Source organism: Nocardioides sp. W7 (genome assembly GCF_022919075.1).
In the GTDB taxonomy this organism is placed as follows: Bacteria; Actinomycetota; Actinomycetes; order Propionibacteriales; family Nocardioidaceae; genus Nocardioides.
Genome location: NZ_CP095078.1, coordinates 2,050,503 through 2,068,531 on the forward strand (window position 1 = coordinate 2,050,503; position 18,029 = coordinate 2,068,531).

The window sequence follows — 18,029 nt, forward strand, 5'->3', positions numbered from 1 at the left end:
GCGGGGCTCAACCGGTGACCACGAAGTCCTCCGGATTGAGGAGGCGTCCTAGCTTCTTGTACTCGCCGGAGAGTGCCTGGAGGAGGTGCGCCATCGTGATGGGCCGGCCCTCGTCGGCGGCCCGGAACGCGGCACCGACGACCACGTTGCGGATGATGCCGCCCGAGATCTCGAACTGCTTCGACAGCCGGGCGAGGTCGACGCCGCGGTCGACCGGCAGGTCGCCGTCGGCGAGGTGGTGGGCCCAGATCGCCCGACGCTCGTCGACGGCGGGGAGCGTGAACGAGACGACCTCGTGGATGCGTCGCAGGAACGCGTCGTCGAGGTTCTTGGGCAGGTTGGTGGCCAGGACGACGATGCCGTCGTAGCTCTCGAGGCGCTGGAGCAGGTAGGAGACCTCGAGGTTGGCGTAGCGATCGCGAGCGTCCTTGACGTCGGAGCGCTTGCCGAACAGCGAGTCGGCCTCGTCGAAGAACAGCACCGCGCTGCCGGCCGAGGCGGCGCTGAAGAGCTTCTCCAGGTTCTGCTCGGTCTCGCCGATGTACTTGCTGACCACCGCCGACAGGTCGACCTTGTAGAGGTCGAGGCCGAGCGTGTGCGCGACGACCTCGGCCGCCAGTGACTTGCCGGTGCCGGACGGGCCGGTGAAGAGCGCGACGATGCCGCGGCCGGACGCCGAGGTCACCCCCCAGTCGTCGTAGACGGTCCCGGCATGGCGGAAGCGGGCCGCGATCGTGCGCAGTTGGTCGAGCTGGGGCTCGCCGAGCACGAGGTCATCCCAGGTCTTGCGCGGCCGGACCCGCCGCGCCAGGCGGGCCAGGGGGCCGGCGAGGAGCCGCCGGACGGCGAGATCCAGGTCGCCGACGGCCGGCAGCGCCGAGCCCACCTGCTCGAGCTGGTGGGCGCTCAGCCGGTGGGTGCGCGCGGTGTCGTCCCCGAAGACCTCGCGCCACTCCTCCTCGGAGACCACCTCGTCGCCGGCCCGCAGCTCGACGCGCTCGCGCGAGGGCAGCTCCGCCAGCGGGATCTCGTCGCGGCAGGAGAGCACCCAGGGCAGGTGGGTGGCCCGGTCGATCCAGCGGCGGCCGGCCGGGGGCAGGTCGTCCCCGAGCTCGACCACGACGCCGGCACCGGTGAGGGTCGCCTCGCGGACGAGGGCCGACCAGCCCTCGTCGCTGTTCGGGGCCGGCGAGACGACGTACGCCGACGCCGCGCGGCGGCGGGTCGCGAGGGCGCGCCGGCGTACGGGGTCGGGCCGGAGACCAGGACGAGCCGGTCGTCGTACGTGACCGAGCCGGGCAGAGCCGCCATCATCCAGGCGCCGAGGGGCAGGTCGGGGTCGGGCGACGGGTCCCCGCCGAACGCCCAGACGACGCTCGGGGCCAGCACGATCTCCGTGGTCGACCACGGGCCGGTCTCGACCAGCTCGACGACCGCCGCGCGCCGCAGCGGGGAGGCGGGTCCGGTCGCCACCACGGTCGGGCCGACTCCGCCGAGCAGCCGCGCCGCCGCCCCGAGGGTGAGCCGGCCGGGGCGGCCGCTGCCGGTCAGGGTGGCCAGCCGCGCCGTCCGGCTGAGGTCGGTCTCGCAGGCGAGGAGCAGGGCGAGCAGCTCGCGCACGACCCCGTGCGCGCCGACGTTCGCACACAGGGCGCCGAAGGCGTCGACCTCGTCGCCGGGGTCCGCGAGCTCCGCACGGGCCTGCTCGAGCCGGGTGCCGTCGCCGTCGAGCGCCCGGTCGAGTGCGGCGTCGGCGAAGCGCAGGAACGCCGGCGCCGCCGTCGTCGCTTCCCGCTCCGTCTCCACGGACCGCCCCCTTGATGCCCGAGATCTGCAGGCTATGGCGCGGGGGGACCTCTCGTCCGCGAATTTCGGCAATTGTCTTAGCCCGTGTCCGCACGCGCCCGCCCACCGGGAAGTCGGACCGGTTCCTGCCCCGGGGAGCGCCGCAGTGGCTAGGTTGCGGCACATGTCCGCAGCAGGGAGCACCTTCGCAGGCAAGGCCGTCCTCGTGACCGGCGCGTCGTCAGGACTCGGTGCGGCGTCCGTCCGGCGCTTCGCGGCAGGCGGCGCGACCGTGTACGCCGCGGCGCGCGACCAGGCTCGGCTCGCCGAGGTCGCCGCGTCGTGCGCCGACCTGCCCGGCCAGGTGCTGTTCGGTCCGCTCGACGTGGCCTCGCCGGCGTCGTGCCGGGAGGCCGTGGCCGCCGCGGTCGAGGCGTGCGGGCGGCTCGACGTACTGGTCAACAACGCGGGGCGTCACGACTTCCGGCTGACGCCGGACGTGACCGAGGAGCAGTGGGTCCAGGACGTGGCCGTGAACCTCGGCGGTGCCTTCTTCTGTTCGCAGGCCGCGATCCCGCACCTGCTCGAGGTCGCCGGCAACATCGTCAACGTCTCGTCCGTCGCCGGCGTGGTGGGGGAGGCGTACTCCGCGGCGTACACCGCCGCGAAGCACGGCGTGGTCGGGCTGACCAAGGCGCTCGCGGTGGAGTACGTCCGCTCGCCGCTGCGGGTCAACTGCGTGTGCCCGGGCGGCATGGACACCCCGCAGGTGCACACCATCGAGGTGCCCGAGGGCGCCGACTTCGACCTCGTCATGCGGATCTCGGCTGCCCGCGGCTTCATGAGCGCCGACAGCGTGGCGGCCGTCGTGGCCTTCCTCGCCTCCGACGACGCAGCCGCCGTGCACGGCAGCGTCCAGGTCGTCGACCACGGCCACCTGGCGGGCTAGTCAGTTCAGCTGTCTCGACACAGCTGTCGACGGCCCGCCCCGGGCGGCGGACTCGTGCTCCCCCGACGTGGGCGCAGCGGGCACCGGACGGGCGGTCCATGCGGCCGGGCCGGGGCCGCGTCAGCTCCGCCCTCTACAGTGAACCGGTCGCCGATCTTGGAGGAAAGTCGCGTGCCCACTGACCTGACCGTCGTCGTCCTGGCCGCCGGGGGCGGCACCCGGATGAGGTCGAAGACCCCCAAGGTCCTGCACGAGCTCGCCGGCCGCAGCATGGTGGGTCACGTGCTGGCCGCGGTGCAGGACCTCGAGCCGCGCCGCGTGGTCGCGGTCGTCGGGCACCAGCGCGAGCTGGTCGGGCCGCACGTGGAGGAGCTGCTGCCCGGCGTCGTCCTGGCGGTCCAGGAGGAGCAGCTCGGGACCGGCCACGCGATGGCGATGGCGATGGCGGCGGCGGGCCGGACCTCGGGCACCGTGGTGGTGGCGTGCGGCGACACCCCGCTGCTGGCCGGCGACTCGCTGCGGGCGTTCGCCGCGGAGCACGAGGCCGCCCAGCGGGCGGTGAGCATCCTGTCCGGGGTGGTCGAGGACCCGTTCGGCTACGGCCGGATCGTGCGCGACGCCGAGGGCGACGTGGTGGCGATCGTCGAGGAGAAGGACGCCGACGCCGACCAGCGCGAGCTCCGCGAGATCAACTCCGGCATCTACGCGCTCGACGCCGCGTTCCTCGCCGAGGCCCTGCCGCGGATCGGCAACGACAACGCGAAGGGCGAGTACTACCTCACCGACGTGGTCCACCTGGCCCGCGAGGCCGGGCTGACCGTGGGCGCGCACGTGCTCGACGACGTCCGCCAGACCGAGGGCGTCAACGACCGCGCCCAGCTGGCCGTGCTCGGCGCCGAGCTGAACCGCCGGATCCTCGACCGCTGGATGCGCGAGGGCGTCACGGTGATGGACCCCGCGACCACCTGGGTCGACGCGGACGTCGTACTCGCCCCCGACGTGACGCTGCTGCCCGGCACCCAGCTGCTCGGCGTGACGGTCGTCGCGGAGGATGCCGTCGTCGGCCCGGACACCACCCTGAAGGACTGCGAGGTCGGGGCGGGGGCCAGGGTCGTCCGCACGCACGGCGAGCTCGCCGTGATCGGCGCCGGCGCGACGGTCGGGCCCTTCTCCTACCTGCGCCCCGGCACCCAGCTCGGCGCCGAGGGCAAGATCGGCGCCTTCGTGGAGACCAAGAACGCGCAGATCGGCGCCGGCGGCAAGGTGCCGCACCTGTCGTACGTCGGGGACGCCGAGATCGGCGAGGGCACCAACATCGGCGCCGGCACGATCTTCGCCAACTACGACGGCGTCAACAAGCACCGCACCACCGTCGGCCGGCACGCCCGGACCGGCTCCAACAACACCTTCGTCGCCCCGGTCGCCATCGGCGACGGCGCCTCGACCGCCGGCGGAACCGTCGTACGACGCGATGTCCCGCCCGGCGCGCTCGCGGTCAGCAGCGGCGCCCAGCGCAACATTCCCGGCTGGGCCCAGACCCGCCGCTCCGGCACCGCCCAGGCGGCCGCGGCGGAGGCGGCCGGCGGTGCGAGGCCCGCTGGTGGAGACGCGTCTCACAACGGCGGACCCGGAGTTGGGGACGCGGGGTAGGCGGGGGCAGAATCCTGAGAGTTCCCTCCTCCCTTCGGCGCCCTGGAGCTGCATCGTGACCGGCATGAAGAAGACCACCGAGAAGAACCTGATGGTCTTCAGCGGCCGGGCGCACCCGGCCCTGTCGGAGGAGGTGGCGACGCTCCTCGGCACCGAGCTGGTGCCGACGTCGGCGTACGAGTTCGCGAACTCCGAGATCTACGTCCGCTACGAGGAGTCGGTCCGCGGCTGCGACGCCTTCGTGATCCAGAGCCACACGGCTCCGATCAACGAGTGGATCATGGAGCACCTGATCATGGTCGACGCCCTGAAGCGGGCCAGCGCCAAGCGGATCACCGTGGTCATGCCGTTCTACGGCTACGCCCGCCAGGACAAGAAGCACCGCGGCCGCGAGCCGATCTCGGCCCGGCTGATGGCCGACCTGTTCAAGACCGCCGGGGCCGACCGGCTGATCACCGTCGACCTGCACGCCGACCAGATCCAGGGCTACTTCGACGGCCCGGTCGACCACCTGATGGCGCTGCCGATCCTCACCGAGTACGTCCGGGAGAAGTACGGCCGCGAGCAGCTCTGCGTGGTCTCGCCCGACGCCGGCCGGATCAAGGTCGCCGAGCGCTGGTCGGCCAAGCTCGGCGGCGTACCGCTGGCCTTCATCCACAAGACCCGCCGCACCGACCGCCCGAACGAGACGGTCGCGAACCGGGTCGTCGGCGAGGTCGCCGGCAAGATGTGCGTGCTCACCGACGACATGATCGACACCGGCGGGACGATCGTGAAGGCCGCCGAGGCGCTGATGGAGGAGGGAGCTGCGGGCGTGATCATCGCCGCGACCCACGCGATCCTCTCCGACCCGGCCGTCGACCGCCTGAAGAACTGCTCCGCGGTCGAGGTCATCGTCACCGACACCCTGCCGATCACGGCGGACCGGCACTTCGACAAGCTGACCGTTCTCTCGATCGCGCCCCTGGTGGCTCGCGCGATCCGCGAGGTCTTCGAGGACGGCTCGATCACCTCCATGTTCGACGGTCACGCCTGAGCTTTCGCGGTAAAGAGGGGGCGGCCGTCCCCGAAGATCCCTAGGCTCGCGCGGGTGACCGCTGTCGAGGCTCGGGACCTGCGCCGCACCTTCCACACGTCCACCGGCGTCCTGCGGCGCAGCGTCAAGGAGACCGAGGCCGTCCGGGGCGTGAGCTTCGCGATCGAGCCCGGGGAGCTGTTCGGCCTGCTCGGGCCCAACGGCGCGGGCAAGACGACCACGATCAAGATGCTCATTACCCTGCTGCTGCCGACCTCGGGGTCGGCGAGCGTGCTGGGGCACGACGTGGTCCGCGACGTCCGCGAGGTGCGCCGCCGGATCGGCTATGTCTTCGGCGGCGACCGCGGGCTCTACGAGCGGCTCTCCGGCATCGACAACCTCCGCTACTTCTCCGAGCTGTACGGCGTCGCGCCCCGCGAGCAGCGCACCCGGATCGCCGAGCTGCTCGAGCTCGTCGGGCTGACCGGCCGCGAGCGCGAGCGGGTCGAGGGCTACTCCCGCGGCATGCGCCAGCGCCTGCACATCGCTCGCGGGCTGTTGCACGACCCGGACGTGATCTTCCTCGACGAGCCCTCGATCGGCATCGACCCCGTCGGCGCCCGAGACCTCCGCGCGACCATTGCGTCGCTGACCGCGGTCGGCAAGACCGTGCTGCTGACGACGCACTACATGTTCGAGGCCGACGAGCTCTGCGACCGGATCGCGGTCATCCGCTCAGGTGAGATCGTGGCCGAGGGCACCCCGGCCCAGCTCAAGCAGCGGGTCAACGGGCACCGCGTGCTCGAGGTCGAGACGTACGGCGCCCCGCCCGAGGCCGTCGAGCGCCTCGGCACCCTCGCCGGGGTCCGCCACGTGGCCGTCGAGGATCGCGGCCAGCAGCAGGTGCTGCTCCTCCAGGTCGCCCCGGACGCCGAGATCACCCAGGCGGTGCTGGCCCGGCTGGGCGACGTCCGGGTCGGCCGGGTCACGGCGCGCGAACCCACCCTCGAGGACGCCTACGTCGAGCTGGTCACCGGATGAACGCCCTGCTGCACCAGCAGTGGACCTGCTACCGGTTGCAGCTGAAGGTGCTCTCCACGTCGGCCTTCGAGGGCTTCCTGGCGGTGCTGTTCCCGCTGATGTTCGCCACCTCCGCGCTGCTGGTCTACCGGGTCCAGGACGACCCCGACGCCATGCAGTACGCCGGCCTCGGCGCCGCGATCATGGGCATGTGGACCTGCCAGGGGGTGGTCGCGTCCTCGCTGCTGACCCGGGAGCGCTGGGCCGGCACGCTTGAGCTGGTCGTCGCGGCACCGGTCGCCATCGCGCGGGTCATCGTCCCGGTCACCCTGGCCATGTCGACGATCGGCCTCTACAGCGTGGTCGCCACCATCGTGTGGATGCGCTGGGTCTTCGACCTGCGCCTGCACATCGAGAGCTGGCCGCTGTTCCTGGTCTCGGTGCTCGCCACCGCGCTCACGGTCGCCCTGGTCGGCTTCTTCCTCGCCGTCACCGCGGTCCGGTTCCGCTACTCGTGGGCACTCGGGGCGGCGCTGGAGTACCCCGGCTGGATCCTCTGCGGCTTCCTCGTCCCGGTGACGTTGCTCCCCGTGTGGATCCAGCCGCTGTCGTGGGTGATCCCCACGACCTGGGGGATGGCCGCGATCCGGTCGGCGGCCGACGGCGGCAGCCCGTGGGGTGACCTGGCGCTCTGCGCGGCCACCGGCGCGGCGTACGCCGTCCTGGCCGCCTGGCTCGGCGGCCGCCTGGTCGACTCCGCCCGCCGCCACGCCACCCTGGCGCTGACGTGACCTCGCTGCGGATCTTCTTCGTCGGCGGGCTGATGAGCTACCGCGCGATGTTCGGGTGGCTCACGCCCGGCGTCCTCATCCCGTCGCTGCTGATCTCGCCGATCTGCCAGATCCTGCTGTTCGCCTTCATCGGCCGCAGCGCCGGCGTGGGCGACGACGAGTTCTACGTCATCGGCAACGCGCTCAACTACGCCGCGATCCCGTGCCTGTTCGCGATGTCCGCGACGATCGAGGGGGAGCGGCAGGCGAGCACGCTCAGCATCGTGCTCACGACGCCCGCGCGCCGGCTCCCGCTGTTCCTGGGCCGGGCCCTGCCGGTGGTCGTGAACGGCTGGTGCGTCGCGATGGTCGGGGTCCTCGCCGGAGTACTCCTGCTCGACGTGCACATCCCGGGTGCCGCCTGGCCGGCGATCCTGCTGGTGGTGGTCGCGACGTCGGTGTCCTGCACCGGCCTGGGCCTGGCGATGGGCGCGGTCTGCCTCCGGGTCCGGGAGGCGGCGACGTTCGGCAACGTGATCTTCTGCGTGCTGCTGGTCTTCTCCGGGGTCAACGTCGCCCAGGACGACCTGCCCGGCTGGATGGCCGCAGTGGGCGACTGGCTCCCGCTCACCCACGGCATCCAGGCCGCGCGGCAGCTCGCCGACGGGGCCGCGCTCGGCTCGGTGGCCGACCTGGTCCTGACCGAGCTCGCGATCGGGGCGGTGTACGCCGTCCTCGGCCTCGTGCTGCTGCGCTTCCTGGAGCAGCAGAGCCGGCGGTTGGACACCCTCACGCGGGTCTGACGCTTCGATTTCACGTGCGGACGGTCGCTGGCTAGACTGCTGCGGTTGCCTCGGCGAGGGAGCGGCTGCACCGAACGTAGGCCGCTCCGTGATCGACAGGGCTGGCTCTCCTCCGGGATGCGCCGTGCCGTCGAGCCGGGGCCCGAAGCCTTCGAGAAGCCAGTACTGAGGAGAGTCACCATGTCTGAGAAGATCACCGCCGAGACCCGGACCGAGTTCGGCAAGGGTGCCGCCCGCCGGATCCGTCGCGACAACAAGATCCCGGCCGTCATCTACGGGCACGGCAACGACCCGATCCACCTGACCCTGCCGGGCCACGCCACGATGATGGCGCTCAAGCACCTCGGCGCCAACGCGCTGCTGGAGCTCGACGTCGACGGTGGCACCCAGCTCGCGCTGACCAAGCAGGTCCAGGTCGACCCGATCCGCCGGGTCATCGAGCACATCGACTTCGTCGCCGTGGTCAAGGGCGAGAAGGTCACCGTGCAGGTGCCCGTGCACATCATCGGCGAGGCCGGCCCGGACACGCTCGTGGTCACCGACACCACCGAGATCGAGCTCGAGGCCGAGGCGACCCACATCCCCGAGTTCATCGAGGTCTCGATCGCGGGCCTGGCCGCCGGCACCCAGATCCACGCCTCCGACCTGACCCTGCCGTCGGGCTCGACGCTGCTGCTCGACGCCGACACGCTCATCGTCAACATCACCGAGCAGATCAGCGCCGCGGCCCTCGAGTCCGAGCTGGAGGAGGCCGAGGCCGAGGCCGGCATCGAGCGCGAGGAGTCCGACGAGGCTGCCGCCGCTGCGCCCGCCGAGGGCGAGGCCGCTTCCACCGAGGAGTGACCTTCCGCTTCCTACGTCGAAAGGCCCGGGACTCCGTGACCGACTCCAGCACGCCCGTGTGGCTGGTCGTCGGGCTCGGCAATCCCGGGCCTGCGTACGCCGGTCACCGTCACAACATCGGCTACCTCGTCAACGACGAGCTCGCCAGCCGGATGCGCGCGACCTTCCGCGCGCACAAGACCGGCCGCGCCGACGTGGTCGAGGGCCGGTTCGGCGCGCCCGGACTGCCGGGCCCGCGCGTCGTACTCGCCCGTCCGCGCTCGTACATGAACGAGGTCGGCGGGTCGGTCAAGGCGCTCGCCTCCTTCTACAAGGTGCCGCCGGAGCGGATCGTCGCGATCCACGACGAGCTCGACATCCCGTTCGACACGATGCGGGTCAAGCTCGGCGGCGGCGACAACGGCCACAACGGCCTGAAGTCGATGCGCTCCTCCCTCGGCACCGGTGACTTCCACCGGGTCCGGGTCGGCATCGGCCGGCCGCCGGGCCGCCAGGACGTGGCCGACTTCGTGCTGTCGAACTACTCCAGCACCGAACGCAAGGTCGTGCCGTTCACGGTTGACACCGCCGCCGACGCCGTCGAGTGCCTGGTCACCGAGGGCCTCGAGCGCACCCAGCAGAAATTCAACTCCTGAGCGACACCTAAGGTGTCGCCGTGACCTTCGAGCCTGGTACGCCGCCCGACGCCGCCGCCCACGACGACCACGTGCTCGCCGCGTGGCTGGCCGAGGTCGCCGGCCGTCGGCTGCTCGAGGTCCGCGAGGAGGGCCTCACGGGCCGCGAGCTCAAGGACGCCGGCGACGCCGCCGCCCACGAGTTGCTGATGGCCCTGGTGGCCGAGCACCGTCCGGCCGACGCGGTGCTGTCCGAGGAGGGCAAGGACGACAAGGTCCGGCTCGGCGCGGACCGGGTCTGGATCATCGACCCGCTCGACGGCACCCGCGAGTTCTCCGAGCCGCCGCGCGACGACTGGGCCGTGCACGTCGCGCTGTGGGAGCGGGGACCGGCCGACCTCACCGCCGGGGCGGTCGCGCAGCCGGGCCTGGGGGAGACCTTCACGACCGGATCCGCCGCCCCCGTCGTACCCCCGCGCACGCCGGGGCGGCCCCGGATCGCGGTCTCGCGCAGCCGCCCGCCGGAGTTCGTCACCGTGCTCGCCCACGAGATCGACGCGGAGCTGGTGCCGATGGGCTCGGCCGGCGTCAAGGTGATGTCGGTGGTCCGCGACCTGACCGACGCCTACGTGCACGCCGGCGGCCAGTACGAGTGGGACTCCGCCGCGCCCGTCGCCGTCGCCCGCGCTGCCGGGCTGTTCACCTCGCGCATCGACGGGCGCCCGCTGGAGTACAACCAGGACGACGTCTACCTGCCCGACCTGATCGTGTGCCGCCCGGAGCTCGCCGACCAGATCGTCGACTTCGTACGCCGCCACGGCGTCACCTCGGCGGGATGACCGCACCCGAGATCCGGCACGTCCTGCTGGACGCCGACGAGGTCCTCCAGCACACCCCGGTGAGCCTGGAGGCCGCCGCGGGGCAGCTTGCCGAGCGGGTCTCCCCGGAGCTCCGTGCCGACCTGTGGGCGCTGGAGTGGCCGGCACTGCGCGGTGAGATCGACTTCTTCGCGGAGTCCGCCGCCATCGCCCGGCGGCACGGGGCCGAGCTGGACCCCGCCGAGCTGTTCACGCAGGCGTGGCGCTCGATCGTCGTCGACCCCGACTCGACGGCGCTGGTGGCGCGGCTCCGAGTGGCCGGGTACGGCGTGCACCTCGGCACCAACCAGGAGCACCACCGGGCCCGGTTCATGCGCGCCGACCTCGGCTTCGACGACGGCCGCTTCGACGTCGCCGTCTACTCCTGCGACATCGGGCTCGCGAAGCCGGACCCGGCGTACTTCGACAAGGCGGTCGCGATGATCGGCGCCGAGCCCGGGTCCGTGCTCTTCGTCGACGACCGACAGGAGAACGTCGACGGCGCTCGCTCCGCGGGCCTGGTCGCCGAGCGCTGGGAGCTCGCCGACGGGCACGCGGTCCTGCGCGAGCTGCTCGCCGGCCACGGGGTGCTCGTTCACGGCTGACGGGCGGCTCCCGCGCACCCGTCCCGAACGCCCGAGGTCGAAGCCGTTTTGAACTCCCACACCGACCGGACCAGAGTGGCGGCATGACGGCCTTCATCTCGCACACGACCATCGACTGCCACAACGCCTACGAGCTGTCGGAGTGGTGGAAGCCGGTCCTCGGCTACGTCGACCTCGACGGTGACCCGAACCTGCCGGGCCACGACGAGTGCATGATCCGCGACCCCGAGACCGGTCACCGGCTGCTGTTCATCGAGGTGCCCGACGACAAGGCCGTCAAGAACCGGCTGCACCTCGACCTCGCCTCCCGGGACGCGAGCCGGGACGCGGAGGTGGAGGTGCTCGTCGCGCACGGTGCGACGGTGCTCGCCGACCACCGGGGGATCGGCGGCCCGGGCACCGGCTGGGTGACGTTCGCCGACCCCGAGGGCAACGAGTTCTGCCTCGTCCGGTCCGAGGCGGAGAGAGCCGCGGGAACACCCTCCGTTCACCCCTGATCCATCTCCCCAGGTCGACATCGTCGGGTCTGACTAGGTGGGCATGGCCCGTTCGGACTAGGCGACTTGCGTCGCCCGGACCTGTTCCGGAAAGCCCGCCGGGTTGTTCGCCTCGCGTTCACCCCGGAGGGCGTATCCGTTCCGGTCCGCTCCTGACACTTCTGGCGTTTCCAGCAACGCTCGCAACACCAGAAGCAGGACTACGTGACCACCACTCCCGCGTTGGACGCCCTCGGCGACGTCGACGCCGTCCGTCCACGGAAGATCTCCCGCAAGGCCACCGGAGCCGACGCGGTGTTCGAGTGGTCCGCCCGCGCCGTCGGCGCCTCCGTCCTGGTGATCACCGGCGGGGTCGGGCTGTTCCTCGGCTGGCAGGGCTACCCGACGCTGCAGCGCTACGGCTTCAGCTTCTTCACCGAGTCGCAGTGGCTGCCCGACGAGGACCGGATCGGCATCGCCGGCGTCCTCACCGGCACCTTCGCGGTCGCCGTGGTCGCCATGGTGATCGCCTTTCCGCTGGCCCTGACGACGGCGCTGTACATCAGCGAGTACGCCCCGCCGAAGCTGCGCGGCGTACTGGTGTCGATGGTCGACCTGATGGCCGCTGTGCCGTCGATCGTCTACGGCCTGTGGGGCTTCTTCCTCATCATGCCGTACGCCGCCCGGATGGCTCGGTGGCTGGAGAGCAACCTCGGGTGGATCCCGATCTTCCAGGTCCGCGGTGCCGACCCGGACGCGGCGTACTGGGACGTCTCGCGCTACTACTCGAGCGCCCTGTGCGCCGGCATCGCCGTCTCGATGATGGTGATGCCGATGGCCTGCGCCGTGATGCGCCAGGTGTTCTCGCAGACGCCGCCCGGCGAGAAGGAGGCGGCCCTCGCGCTCGGCGCGACCCGCTGGGGCATGATCCGCAGCGTCGTGCTGCCCTTCGGTCGCGGCGGCATCATCGGCGGGACGATGCTGGCCCTCGGCCGGGCCCTCGGCGAGACCATCGCGGTCGCCCTCATCCTGTCCGTCGCCTTCGAGGTGAAGTTCAACATCCTCGAGGTCGGCCACTCCACGATCAGCTCGCTGATCGCCAACCGCTTCGGTGAGGCGAGCGCCGGGCAGCTCTCGGCACTGCTCGCCGCCGGCTTCGTGCTCTTCGTGATCACCCTGATCGTCAACACCCTCGCCGCCCTGATCGTGAACCGCAGCCGCTCGGGCGCCGGGACGGACGCCTGATGACGACCGTGCAGCAGGTCGGTACGACGTACGTCCCGATCCTCGACGACGACGCCGCGCCCGCGGTCCCGCGGGGGTCACTGGGCCGTCTCAGCCCGGAGGAGCGATTCGTCGCCTGGGGGACCTGGGCCGCAGCCTTCGGCCTGGCCTGGGTCATGACGCAGGAGATCCTGCCGCTGGCGGGCATCCCGTGGTTCCTGATCTTCTTCTTCGCCTGCGGACTGGTCATGTCGGGCGTCACCGCCGCCATGCAGGGTCGCTCGGTCGAGGTGAGCGACCGGGTGGTCGGCGCAGTGATCGTCGGAGGGGCCGTCCTCGTCGGGGCAGCCCTGGTCAGCACGATCGGCTACATCTTCTACCGCGGCTGGGAGCCGCTGACGCATGCGAACTTCTACCTCAAGGACATGAGCGGCGTCGGTCCGTCCGACTCCTTCGACAAGGGTGGGGTGCTGCACGCGCTGGTCGGCACGGTCATCGAGCTGGCGATCGCGGTGGCGATCACCCTGCCGCTCGGCATCGGCACGGCGGTCTTCATGACCGAGGTCGGCGGCAAGTTCGCCACCGTGGTGCGCACGGTGGTCGAGGCGATGACCGCGCTGCCCTCGATCGTCGCCGGCCTGTTCATCTACAGCGTCTTCATCGTCGCTCTCGGCTACCCGCGCTCCGGCCTCGCCGCCGGCCTGGCGCTCGGCGTGATGATGCTGCCGATCATCGCCCGCGCGGCCGACGTGGTCCTGCGCGTCGTGCCCGGCGGCTTGCGCGAGGCGAGCCTCGCGCTCGGCGCCGGAAAGTGGAAGACCGTTTGGCACGTGGTCCTCCCGACCGCGCGGTCCGGCCTGGCCACCGCGCTCATCCTCGGGATCGCCCGGGGTGCGGGGGAGACGAGCCCGGTGCTGCTGACCTCCGGCGCCGCGGCGTTCCTCGTCGCGGACCCGACCGACGGGGTCATGAACTCGCTCCCGCTGTTCATCTACACCAACGTCCGCAGCGGCCAGGGTGCCGCGGAGGACCGCGCCTTCGCGGCTGCGACCGTGCTGCTCGTCCTGGTGCTCGCCCTGTTCGTCATCGCGCGGCTGCTCGCCCGCCCGCGCGGCAACAAGCCGCCCTTGCTCTCCCGTCTCGTCCCGCGCCGGATCTCCGGCACCACGTCCACTCCGGAGGACCGCTCGTGAAGCGCCTGTCCGCTCTCGGCCGCTCGTTGGTCGCCGTTCTGCTCTCGTTCGGCTTCGTGCTGAGCGTGCCCGGCTCCGCGTCCGGAGTCGTCTACGCACAGATCGAGGGCACCGGCTCGACCTGGTCGAGCCTGATCGTCGACCAGTGGATCGCCGACGTCAGCGCCAACGGTATGAAGGTCGTCTACACCGGCGGCGGCTCCTCCAAGGGCCGCAAGGACTTCTCGCTGAAGAGCACCGACTTCGCGATCTCCGAGATCCCCTACCAGGGCACCGATGAGCAGGGCAACGCCGACACCAGCGCCGGTCGCGAGTACGCCTACCTGCCGATCGTGGCCGGTGGCACCGCGTTCACCTACCAGCTGAAGATCGGCAACAAACGGGTCGACAACCTCCGTCTGTCGGGCGACACCCTGACCAAGATCTTCACCAACAAGATCACCAGCTGGGACGACCCCGCGATCGCCAAGGACAACAACGGCCGCTCGTTCCCCAAGCTCCCGATCACGCCGGTGGTCCGCTCGGACGGCTCCGGCACCACGGCCCAGTTCACGACCTGGATGGACAAGGCCCACCCGGCTGACTGGCGCGCCTTCTTCGGCAAGGCCGGGTTGACGTCGTACTTCCCGCGGAAGGGGCGAGCGGTCAGCCAGTCCGGATCCGACCAGGTGATGAACTACATCGCCAGCAACGCCGGCAACGGCACCATCGGGTACGTCGAGTACGCCTACCCGCTCGACAAGGACTTCCCGGTCGTCAAGGTGCTGAACCAGGCGGGCTACTTCGTTGAGCCGACCGAGTTCAACACCGCCGTGGCCCTGACCAAGGCGAAGATCAACGAGGACAAGGCGTCGCAGCTCTACCTGACCCAGATCCTGGACGGCGTCTACACGAACCCCGACCCGCGGGCCTATCCGATCTCGTCGTACTCGTACATGGTCATTCCGACCGGCGCGACCGACACCCGGATGAGCACGGCCAAGCGGCAGACGCTCGCCGACTTCATGTTCTACTCGCTGTGCTCGGGCCAGTCGAAGGCCGGCGCCTACGGCTACAGCCCACTGCCGGTCAACCTGGTGCAGGCGGGCTTCGAGCAGCTGGCCAAGCTCAAGGTGGCCGACCCGGCGGTCGAGCTGTCCAACCGCGATGTGAAGTCGTGCAACAACCCGACCTTCGACGGCAAGAACCTGCGCAAGAACCTGCTCGCCGAGAAGGCGCCGCAGCCGGCCGCCTGCGACAAGGCCGGCGCGGGCCCCTGCGGGACCAAGACCGGCACCGGCCAGCCGTCGACCGACCAGCCGGCGGCACCGGCCGACGAGGCGGCGCCCGCCGCCGGTGGCGAGGTGCCGGCCGCCGATCCGGGCGCGGCGCCCGTCGAGGCGGCGCCGGCGGTCGTGGACCCGGTCACGGGGGAGTCGACCGTCCCGGTTGCGAGCACGACCGGTGAGACCTCCACCGAGGCGATCTACGCCAACCCCACGGAGCTGTCCGCAGATCGGCCCGGGGACGCCAAGGCGTTCAGCCTGCTGGCGGTCGCTCTGCTGATCGGTCTGGTCGTGCTGCCAGGGGTGTACGCCGGGTCCCTGCGTCGCCGTTCGGTCTCGCGAGGTGCCAAGTGAGTGCCACTGGTTCGTGGTGGTCCGGGCGCAGCAAGCGCCCACTGGCTGTCGCTGGCGCCGCACTGATGGCTGCCGCGACCCTGGCCTGGGCCCCGGCTGACGCAGTCGAGAGCGTGGTCGGTCGGGTGGCCGCCGACAAGCCGGCGTACACGCAGACCAAGACGTTGACCCGGACGATGGTCGACCCGGTCGAGGGCGACGTCGAGGCGGAGCCCAACACGATGAGCGTGAAGGTCGAGGAGACCGAGAACCTGCGCGGGCGCCAGCGCGTGCGGGTCGAGTGGGCCGGCGCTCCGCAGAGCGGCGGGCGGACCGCCGACCCGTACGGCGAGAAGGGGATGCAGCAGGAGTACCCCGTCGTCATCATGCAGTGCCGTGGCGTCGACGACCCGGCGGCTCCGCTCGCCCAGCAGGTCCGGCCGGAGACCTGCTGGACCAGCTCAGTCGTGCAGCGCTCCCAGATCAACAAGGACCTGCATGAGGCCACCTGGACCCGTGACCTCCACGCGGGCCCGGAGGACACCCAGCGGCTGTCCGGGATCGAGCCCTTCCCGGGCCTGGAGACCTGCAAGGACGTGGCGCCGGACTACTACTTCACGCACCTGACGCCGTTCGTGTCCAAGAAGGGCGTCGTCTACCCGGCCTGCGACTCCGCGCACATGCCCCCCGAGGCGGCCGTCGACTCAGCATTCCCGCCCAATGAGATCTCCGCCTTCTCCGACGAGGACGGCGCCGGGTCGGTCGAGTTCGAGGTCCGCAGCGACGTCGAGAACGAGTCGCTGGGCTGCAACGAGAGGACCGCGTGCGCCATCGTGGTGGTCCCGATCAAGGGTCTGTCCTGCGTCGCTCCCGGCGACTCGACCAAGCTCACGGACGAGGCCTGCCGGCTCGGTGGCCAGTTCGCCCCGGGGTCGAGCAACTTCGCCGGCGTCGGTGTCGACCAAGCGGTCTCGCCGCTGCTGTGGTGGTCGGAGTCCAACTGGCGCAACCGGTTCGTCGTGCCGATCACCTTCGGCCTGCCGCCGAGCACGTGCGACATCAGGGACCCGCGGGCACCGACGGGCTTCTACGGCTCCGAGCTGCTCGCGCAGGCCTCTATCCAGTGGGCGCCGGCGTACTGCCTGGACAAGAAGCGGTTCAAGTTCCAGCACAACCTGATGTCCGACGTAGCGGGCTTCAAATTCATGGAGGGCGGCAGCGGTGCGGCCGCGATCGTGTCCTCGGAGCACAAGCGGACCGGTGACGACCCGGTGGGCTACGCCCCGACCGCGGTGACCGGCTTCGGCATCGGCTACGCGATCGACAAGCCGGACAACAACGGCGAGTACACCAACCTGCGCCTGAGCGCCCGGCTCATCGCCAAGCTGCTAACCCAGTCCTACCTCGGCTCGGCGCTCGGGCTCGGGCATCCCGGCATCAGCGGCAACCCGATCGGCCTCATGAACGACCCCGAGTTCATCGCGCTGAACCCGGGCCTGACCCGCAACAGCCAGGAGGCAGGCGCGACGCTGCTCTCCCTGTCGAACGACTCGGACATCGTCCACCAGCTCACCGACTACATCGCCCATGACAAGGACGCGATGAGGTGGATCGGTGGCAAGCCCGACCGGTGGGGCATGAAGGTCAACCCCGCGTACGAGAAGATCGAGCTGCCGCGAGAGGGATGGCCGCTACTCGACGAGTACGCCCCGAAGACGCCTGACCCCTGCCTCCAGGCGAACCCCGGGGTCTATTTCACGCAGCTGGCAGCGCCCGTCACCACCCTGCGCAAGATCTCCGAGGCGCTCATCGACGCCTGGCCGAACGTGCAGACGCGCTGTGACGCCGACCTGACCACCGGCGGCTGGAAGCTCGGGCGCAAGGACCGTCAGTCGTACGGCTCACGCTTCATGCTCGGCCTGGTCAGCCTCGGCGACGCCGAGCGCTACGGCCTGCGCACGGCGGCGCTGGAGACCACGTCCAAGCAGTACGTCGAGGCCACCACCTCGTCGCTGAGGTCTGCTCTCCAGCTGATGGAGCAGAAGAAGAAGCTGGCACCGTTCGTCCTGGACCAGGCCGACGTCCGCAAGTCCAGGAAGGCCTACCCGGGCACGATGGTCGTCTACACCGCCGCCCGCCTGCGGAACCTGCCGGAGGAGGACGCGGAGAAGGTCGCGCTGTTCATGCGCACCGCCACGACGGAGGGCCAGCGCGAGGGCTTCGGCAACGGCGAGCTACCCGGCGGCTTCCTGCCTCTCCGCAAGAGCGGTGCGACGGCCGCCCTCTACCGGTCCGCCAAGGAGGTCGCGGACGCGGTCGAGGCACAGAAGCCGGCATCGGTCCGGCCGGCTGAGAGCGCGTCGGCGACCCCCGACGACGGCGCCTCCGCACCAGTCGTGATTCCGGACGCAGCTCCCTCTGCCGCAGAGCCGAGCGTCTCGACGGCTCCGACCGGCGTGCCCGACGTGCCCGTGGCGGCCGCTCCGGTGGCGATGCCGGCGACCGAGTCGATCAGCTCGCGAACGGCGAGCGGCGTGGTGCCGTCCCTCCTGATCATCGGGCTGGTGGGCATCGCGATCGCGAGCCTGCTCCGCTTCCTGCTCCAGCGCCCGAGGCTGCGATGACGC

Annotated in this window: 17 protein-coding genes; 15 read left to right on the forward strand and 2 right to left on the reverse strand. The window is 71.2% G+C overall.

The features are described 5' to 3' along the window. Nucleotides 1–7: 7 nt before the first annotated feature. Nucleotides 8–970, reverse strand: a complete 963-nt coding sequence (locus MUB56_RS09700) for an ATP-binding protein (protein ID WP_348536723.1) — start codon at nucleotides 968–970, stop codon at nucleotides 8–10. Further along, nucleotides 907–1,806: a hypothetical protein gene (locus MUB56_RS09705; RefSeq protein ID WP_244931694.1), complete on the reverse strand. Its 900-nt coding sequence runs from the start codon at nucleotides 1,804–1,806 to the stop codon at nucleotides 907–909. The genes MUB56_RS09700 and MUB56_RS09705 overlap by 64 nt, the downstream gene beginning before the upstream one ends. A 163-nt stretch (nucleotides 1,807–1,969) precedes the next feature. On the opposite strand from MUB56_RS09705, the gene MUB56_RS09710 reads away from it, so the two are divergent. The 15 genes from MUB56_RS09710 (at nucleotide 1,970) to MUB56_RS09780 (ending at nucleotide 18,026) form a co-directional block, all read left to right on the forward strand. Beyond that, nucleotides 1,970–2,734: an SDR family NAD(P)-dependent oxidoreductase gene (locus MUB56_RS09710; RefSeq protein WP_244931695.1), complete on the forward strand. Its 765-nt coding sequence runs from the start codon at nucleotides 1,970–1,972 to the stop codon at nucleotides 2,732–2,734. 171 nt (nucleotides 2,735–2,905) lie between these two features. After that, nucleotides 2,906–4,384, forward strand: coding sequence for a bifunctional UDP-N-acetylglucosamine diphosphorylase/glucosamine-1-phosphate N-acetyltransferase GlmU (glmU, locus tag MUB56_RS09715; RefSeq protein WP_244931696.1), 1,479 nt, complete (start codon nucleotides 2,906–2,908; stop codon nucleotides 4,382–4,384). A 64-nt stretch (nucleotides 4,385–4,448) separates the two neighbouring features. Then, nucleotides 4,449–5,420, forward strand: coding sequence for a ribose-phosphate diphosphokinase (locus MUB56_RS09720; RefSeq protein WP_244931697.1), 972 nt, complete (start codon nucleotides 4,449–4,451; stop codon nucleotides 5,418–5,420). Between the two features lie 54 nt (nucleotides 5,421–5,474). Beyond that, entirely contained in the window at nucleotides 5,475–6,440 is a 966-nt protein-coding gene (locus MUB56_RS09725) for an ABC transporter ATP-binding protein (RefSeq protein ID WP_244931698.1), read from the forward strand. Then, nucleotides 6,437–7,210 carry an ABC transporter permease gene (locus tag MUB56_RS09730; protein WP_244931699.1) on the forward strand — a complete coding sequence of 258 codons (774 nt, stop codon included), beginning with the start codon at nucleotides 6,437–6,439 and terminating at the stop codon, nucleotides 7,208–7,210. The genes MUB56_RS09725 and MUB56_RS09730 overlap by 4 nt, the downstream gene beginning before the upstream one ends. Further along, nucleotides 7,207–7,992 (forward strand): ABC transporter permease, encoded by a 786-nt coding sequence (locus MUB56_RS09735; RefSeq protein ID WP_244931700.1) that lies wholly within the window; start codon nucleotides 7,207–7,209, stop codon nucleotides 7,990–7,992. The genes MUB56_RS09730 and MUB56_RS09735 overlap by 4 nt, the downstream gene beginning before the upstream one ends. Before the next feature lie 180 nt (nucleotides 7,993–8,172). Continuing rightward, the gene (locus MUB56_RS09740; protein ID WP_244931701.1) at nucleotides 8,173–8,835 is read left to right on the forward strand and encodes a 50S ribosomal protein L25/general stress protein Ctc; all 663 of its coding nucleotides are present in this window, start codon (nucleotides 8,173–8,175) and stop codon (nucleotides 8,833–8,835) included. A 35-nt stretch (nucleotides 8,836–8,870) separates the two neighbouring features. Next, nucleotides 8,871–9,470, forward strand: a complete 600-nt coding sequence (gene pth, locus MUB56_RS09745; protein ID WP_244931702.1) for an aminoacyl-tRNA hydrolase — start codon at nucleotides 8,871–8,873, stop codon at nucleotides 9,468–9,470. 20 nt (nucleotides 9,471–9,490) lie between these two features. Beyond that, nucleotides 9,491–10,288: a 3'(2'),5'-bisphosphate nucleotidase CysQ gene (locus tag MUB56_RS09750; RefSeq protein ID WP_244931703.1), complete on the forward strand. Its 798-nt coding sequence runs from the start codon at nucleotides 9,491–9,493 to the stop codon at nucleotides 10,286–10,288. Then, nucleotides 10,285–10,911, forward strand: a complete 627-nt coding sequence (locus MUB56_RS09755) for an HAD-IA family hydrolase (RefSeq protein ID WP_244931704.1) — start codon at nucleotides 10,285–10,287, stop codon at nucleotides 10,909–10,911. The genes MUB56_RS09750 and MUB56_RS09755 overlap by 4 nt, the downstream gene beginning before the upstream one ends. Before the next feature lie 83 nt (nucleotides 10,912–10,994). Next, nucleotides 10,995–11,408, forward strand: a complete 414-nt coding sequence (locus tag MUB56_RS09760; RefSeq protein WP_244931705.1) for a VOC family protein — start codon at nucleotides 10,995–10,997, stop codon at nucleotides 11,406–11,408. A 204-nt stretch (nucleotides 11,409–11,612) separates the two neighbouring features. After that, the gene (gene pstC, locus MUB56_RS09765; RefSeq protein WP_244931706.1) at nucleotides 11,613–12,632 is read left to right on the forward strand and encodes a phosphate ABC transporter permease subunit PstC; all 1,020 of its coding nucleotides are present in this window, start codon (nucleotides 11,613–11,615) and stop codon (nucleotides 12,630–12,632) included. Beyond that, nucleotides 12,632–13,804, forward strand: coding sequence for a phosphate ABC transporter permease PstA (gene pstA, locus MUB56_RS09770; RefSeq protein WP_244931707.1), 1,173 nt, complete (start codon nucleotides 12,632–12,634; stop codon nucleotides 13,802–13,804). The genes pstC and pstA overlap by 1 nt, the downstream gene beginning before the upstream one ends. Next, the gene (locus MUB56_RS09775) at nucleotides 13,801–15,423 is read left to right on the forward strand and encodes a substrate-binding domain-containing protein (RefSeq protein WP_244931708.1); all 1,623 of its coding nucleotides are present in this window, start codon (nucleotides 13,801–13,803) and stop codon (nucleotides 15,421–15,423) included. Before pstA ends, MUB56_RS09775 begins: the two co-directional genes overlap by 4 nt. Before the next feature lie 65 nt (nucleotides 15,424–15,488). Next, a complete protein-coding gene (locus MUB56_RS09780) occupies nucleotides 15,489–18,026 on the forward strand; it encodes a hypothetical protein (protein ID WP_244931709.1) in 2,538 nt (845 codons plus the stop codon). The last annotated feature ends 3 nt before the right edge of the window (nucleotides 18,027–18,029 follow it).

What these genes read in the sequence shown, in the direction of transcription:
- MUB56_RS09710 (WP_244931695.1), top strand. Translation starts at nt 1,970, where the DNA reads ATGTCCGCAGCAGGGAGCACCTTCGCAGGCAAGGCCGTCCTCGTGACC.
- MUB56_RS09720 (WP_244931697.1), top strand. Translation starts at nt 4,449, where the DNA reads ATGAAGAAGACCACCGAGAAGAACCTGATGGTCTTCAGCGGCCGGGCG.
- MUB56_RS09730 (WP_244931699.1), top strand. Translation starts at nt 6,437, where the DNA reads ATGAACGCCCTGCTGCACCAGCAGTGGACCTGCTACCGGTTGCAGCTG.
- MUB56_RS09740 (WP_244931701.1), top strand. Translation starts at nt 8,173, where the DNA reads ATGTCTGAGAAGATCACCGCCGAGACCCGGACCGAGTTCGGCAAGGGT.
- MUB56_RS09755 (WP_244931704.1), top strand. Translation starts at nt 10,285, where the DNA reads ATGACCGCACCCGAGATCCGGCACGTCCTGCTGGACGCCGACGAGGTC.
- MUB56_RS09760 (WP_244931705.1), top strand. Translation starts at nt 10,995, where the DNA reads ATGACGGCCTTCATCTCGCACACGACCATCGACTGCCACAACGCCTAC.
- pstA (WP_244931707.1), top strand. Translation starts at nt 12,632, where the DNA reads ATGACGACCGTGCAGCAGGTCGGTACGACGTACGTCCCGATCCTCGAC.
- MUB56_RS09780 (WP_244931709.1), top strand. Translation starts at nt 15,489, where the DNA reads ATGGCTGCCGCGACCCTGGCCTGGGCCCCGGCTGACGCAGTCGAGAGC.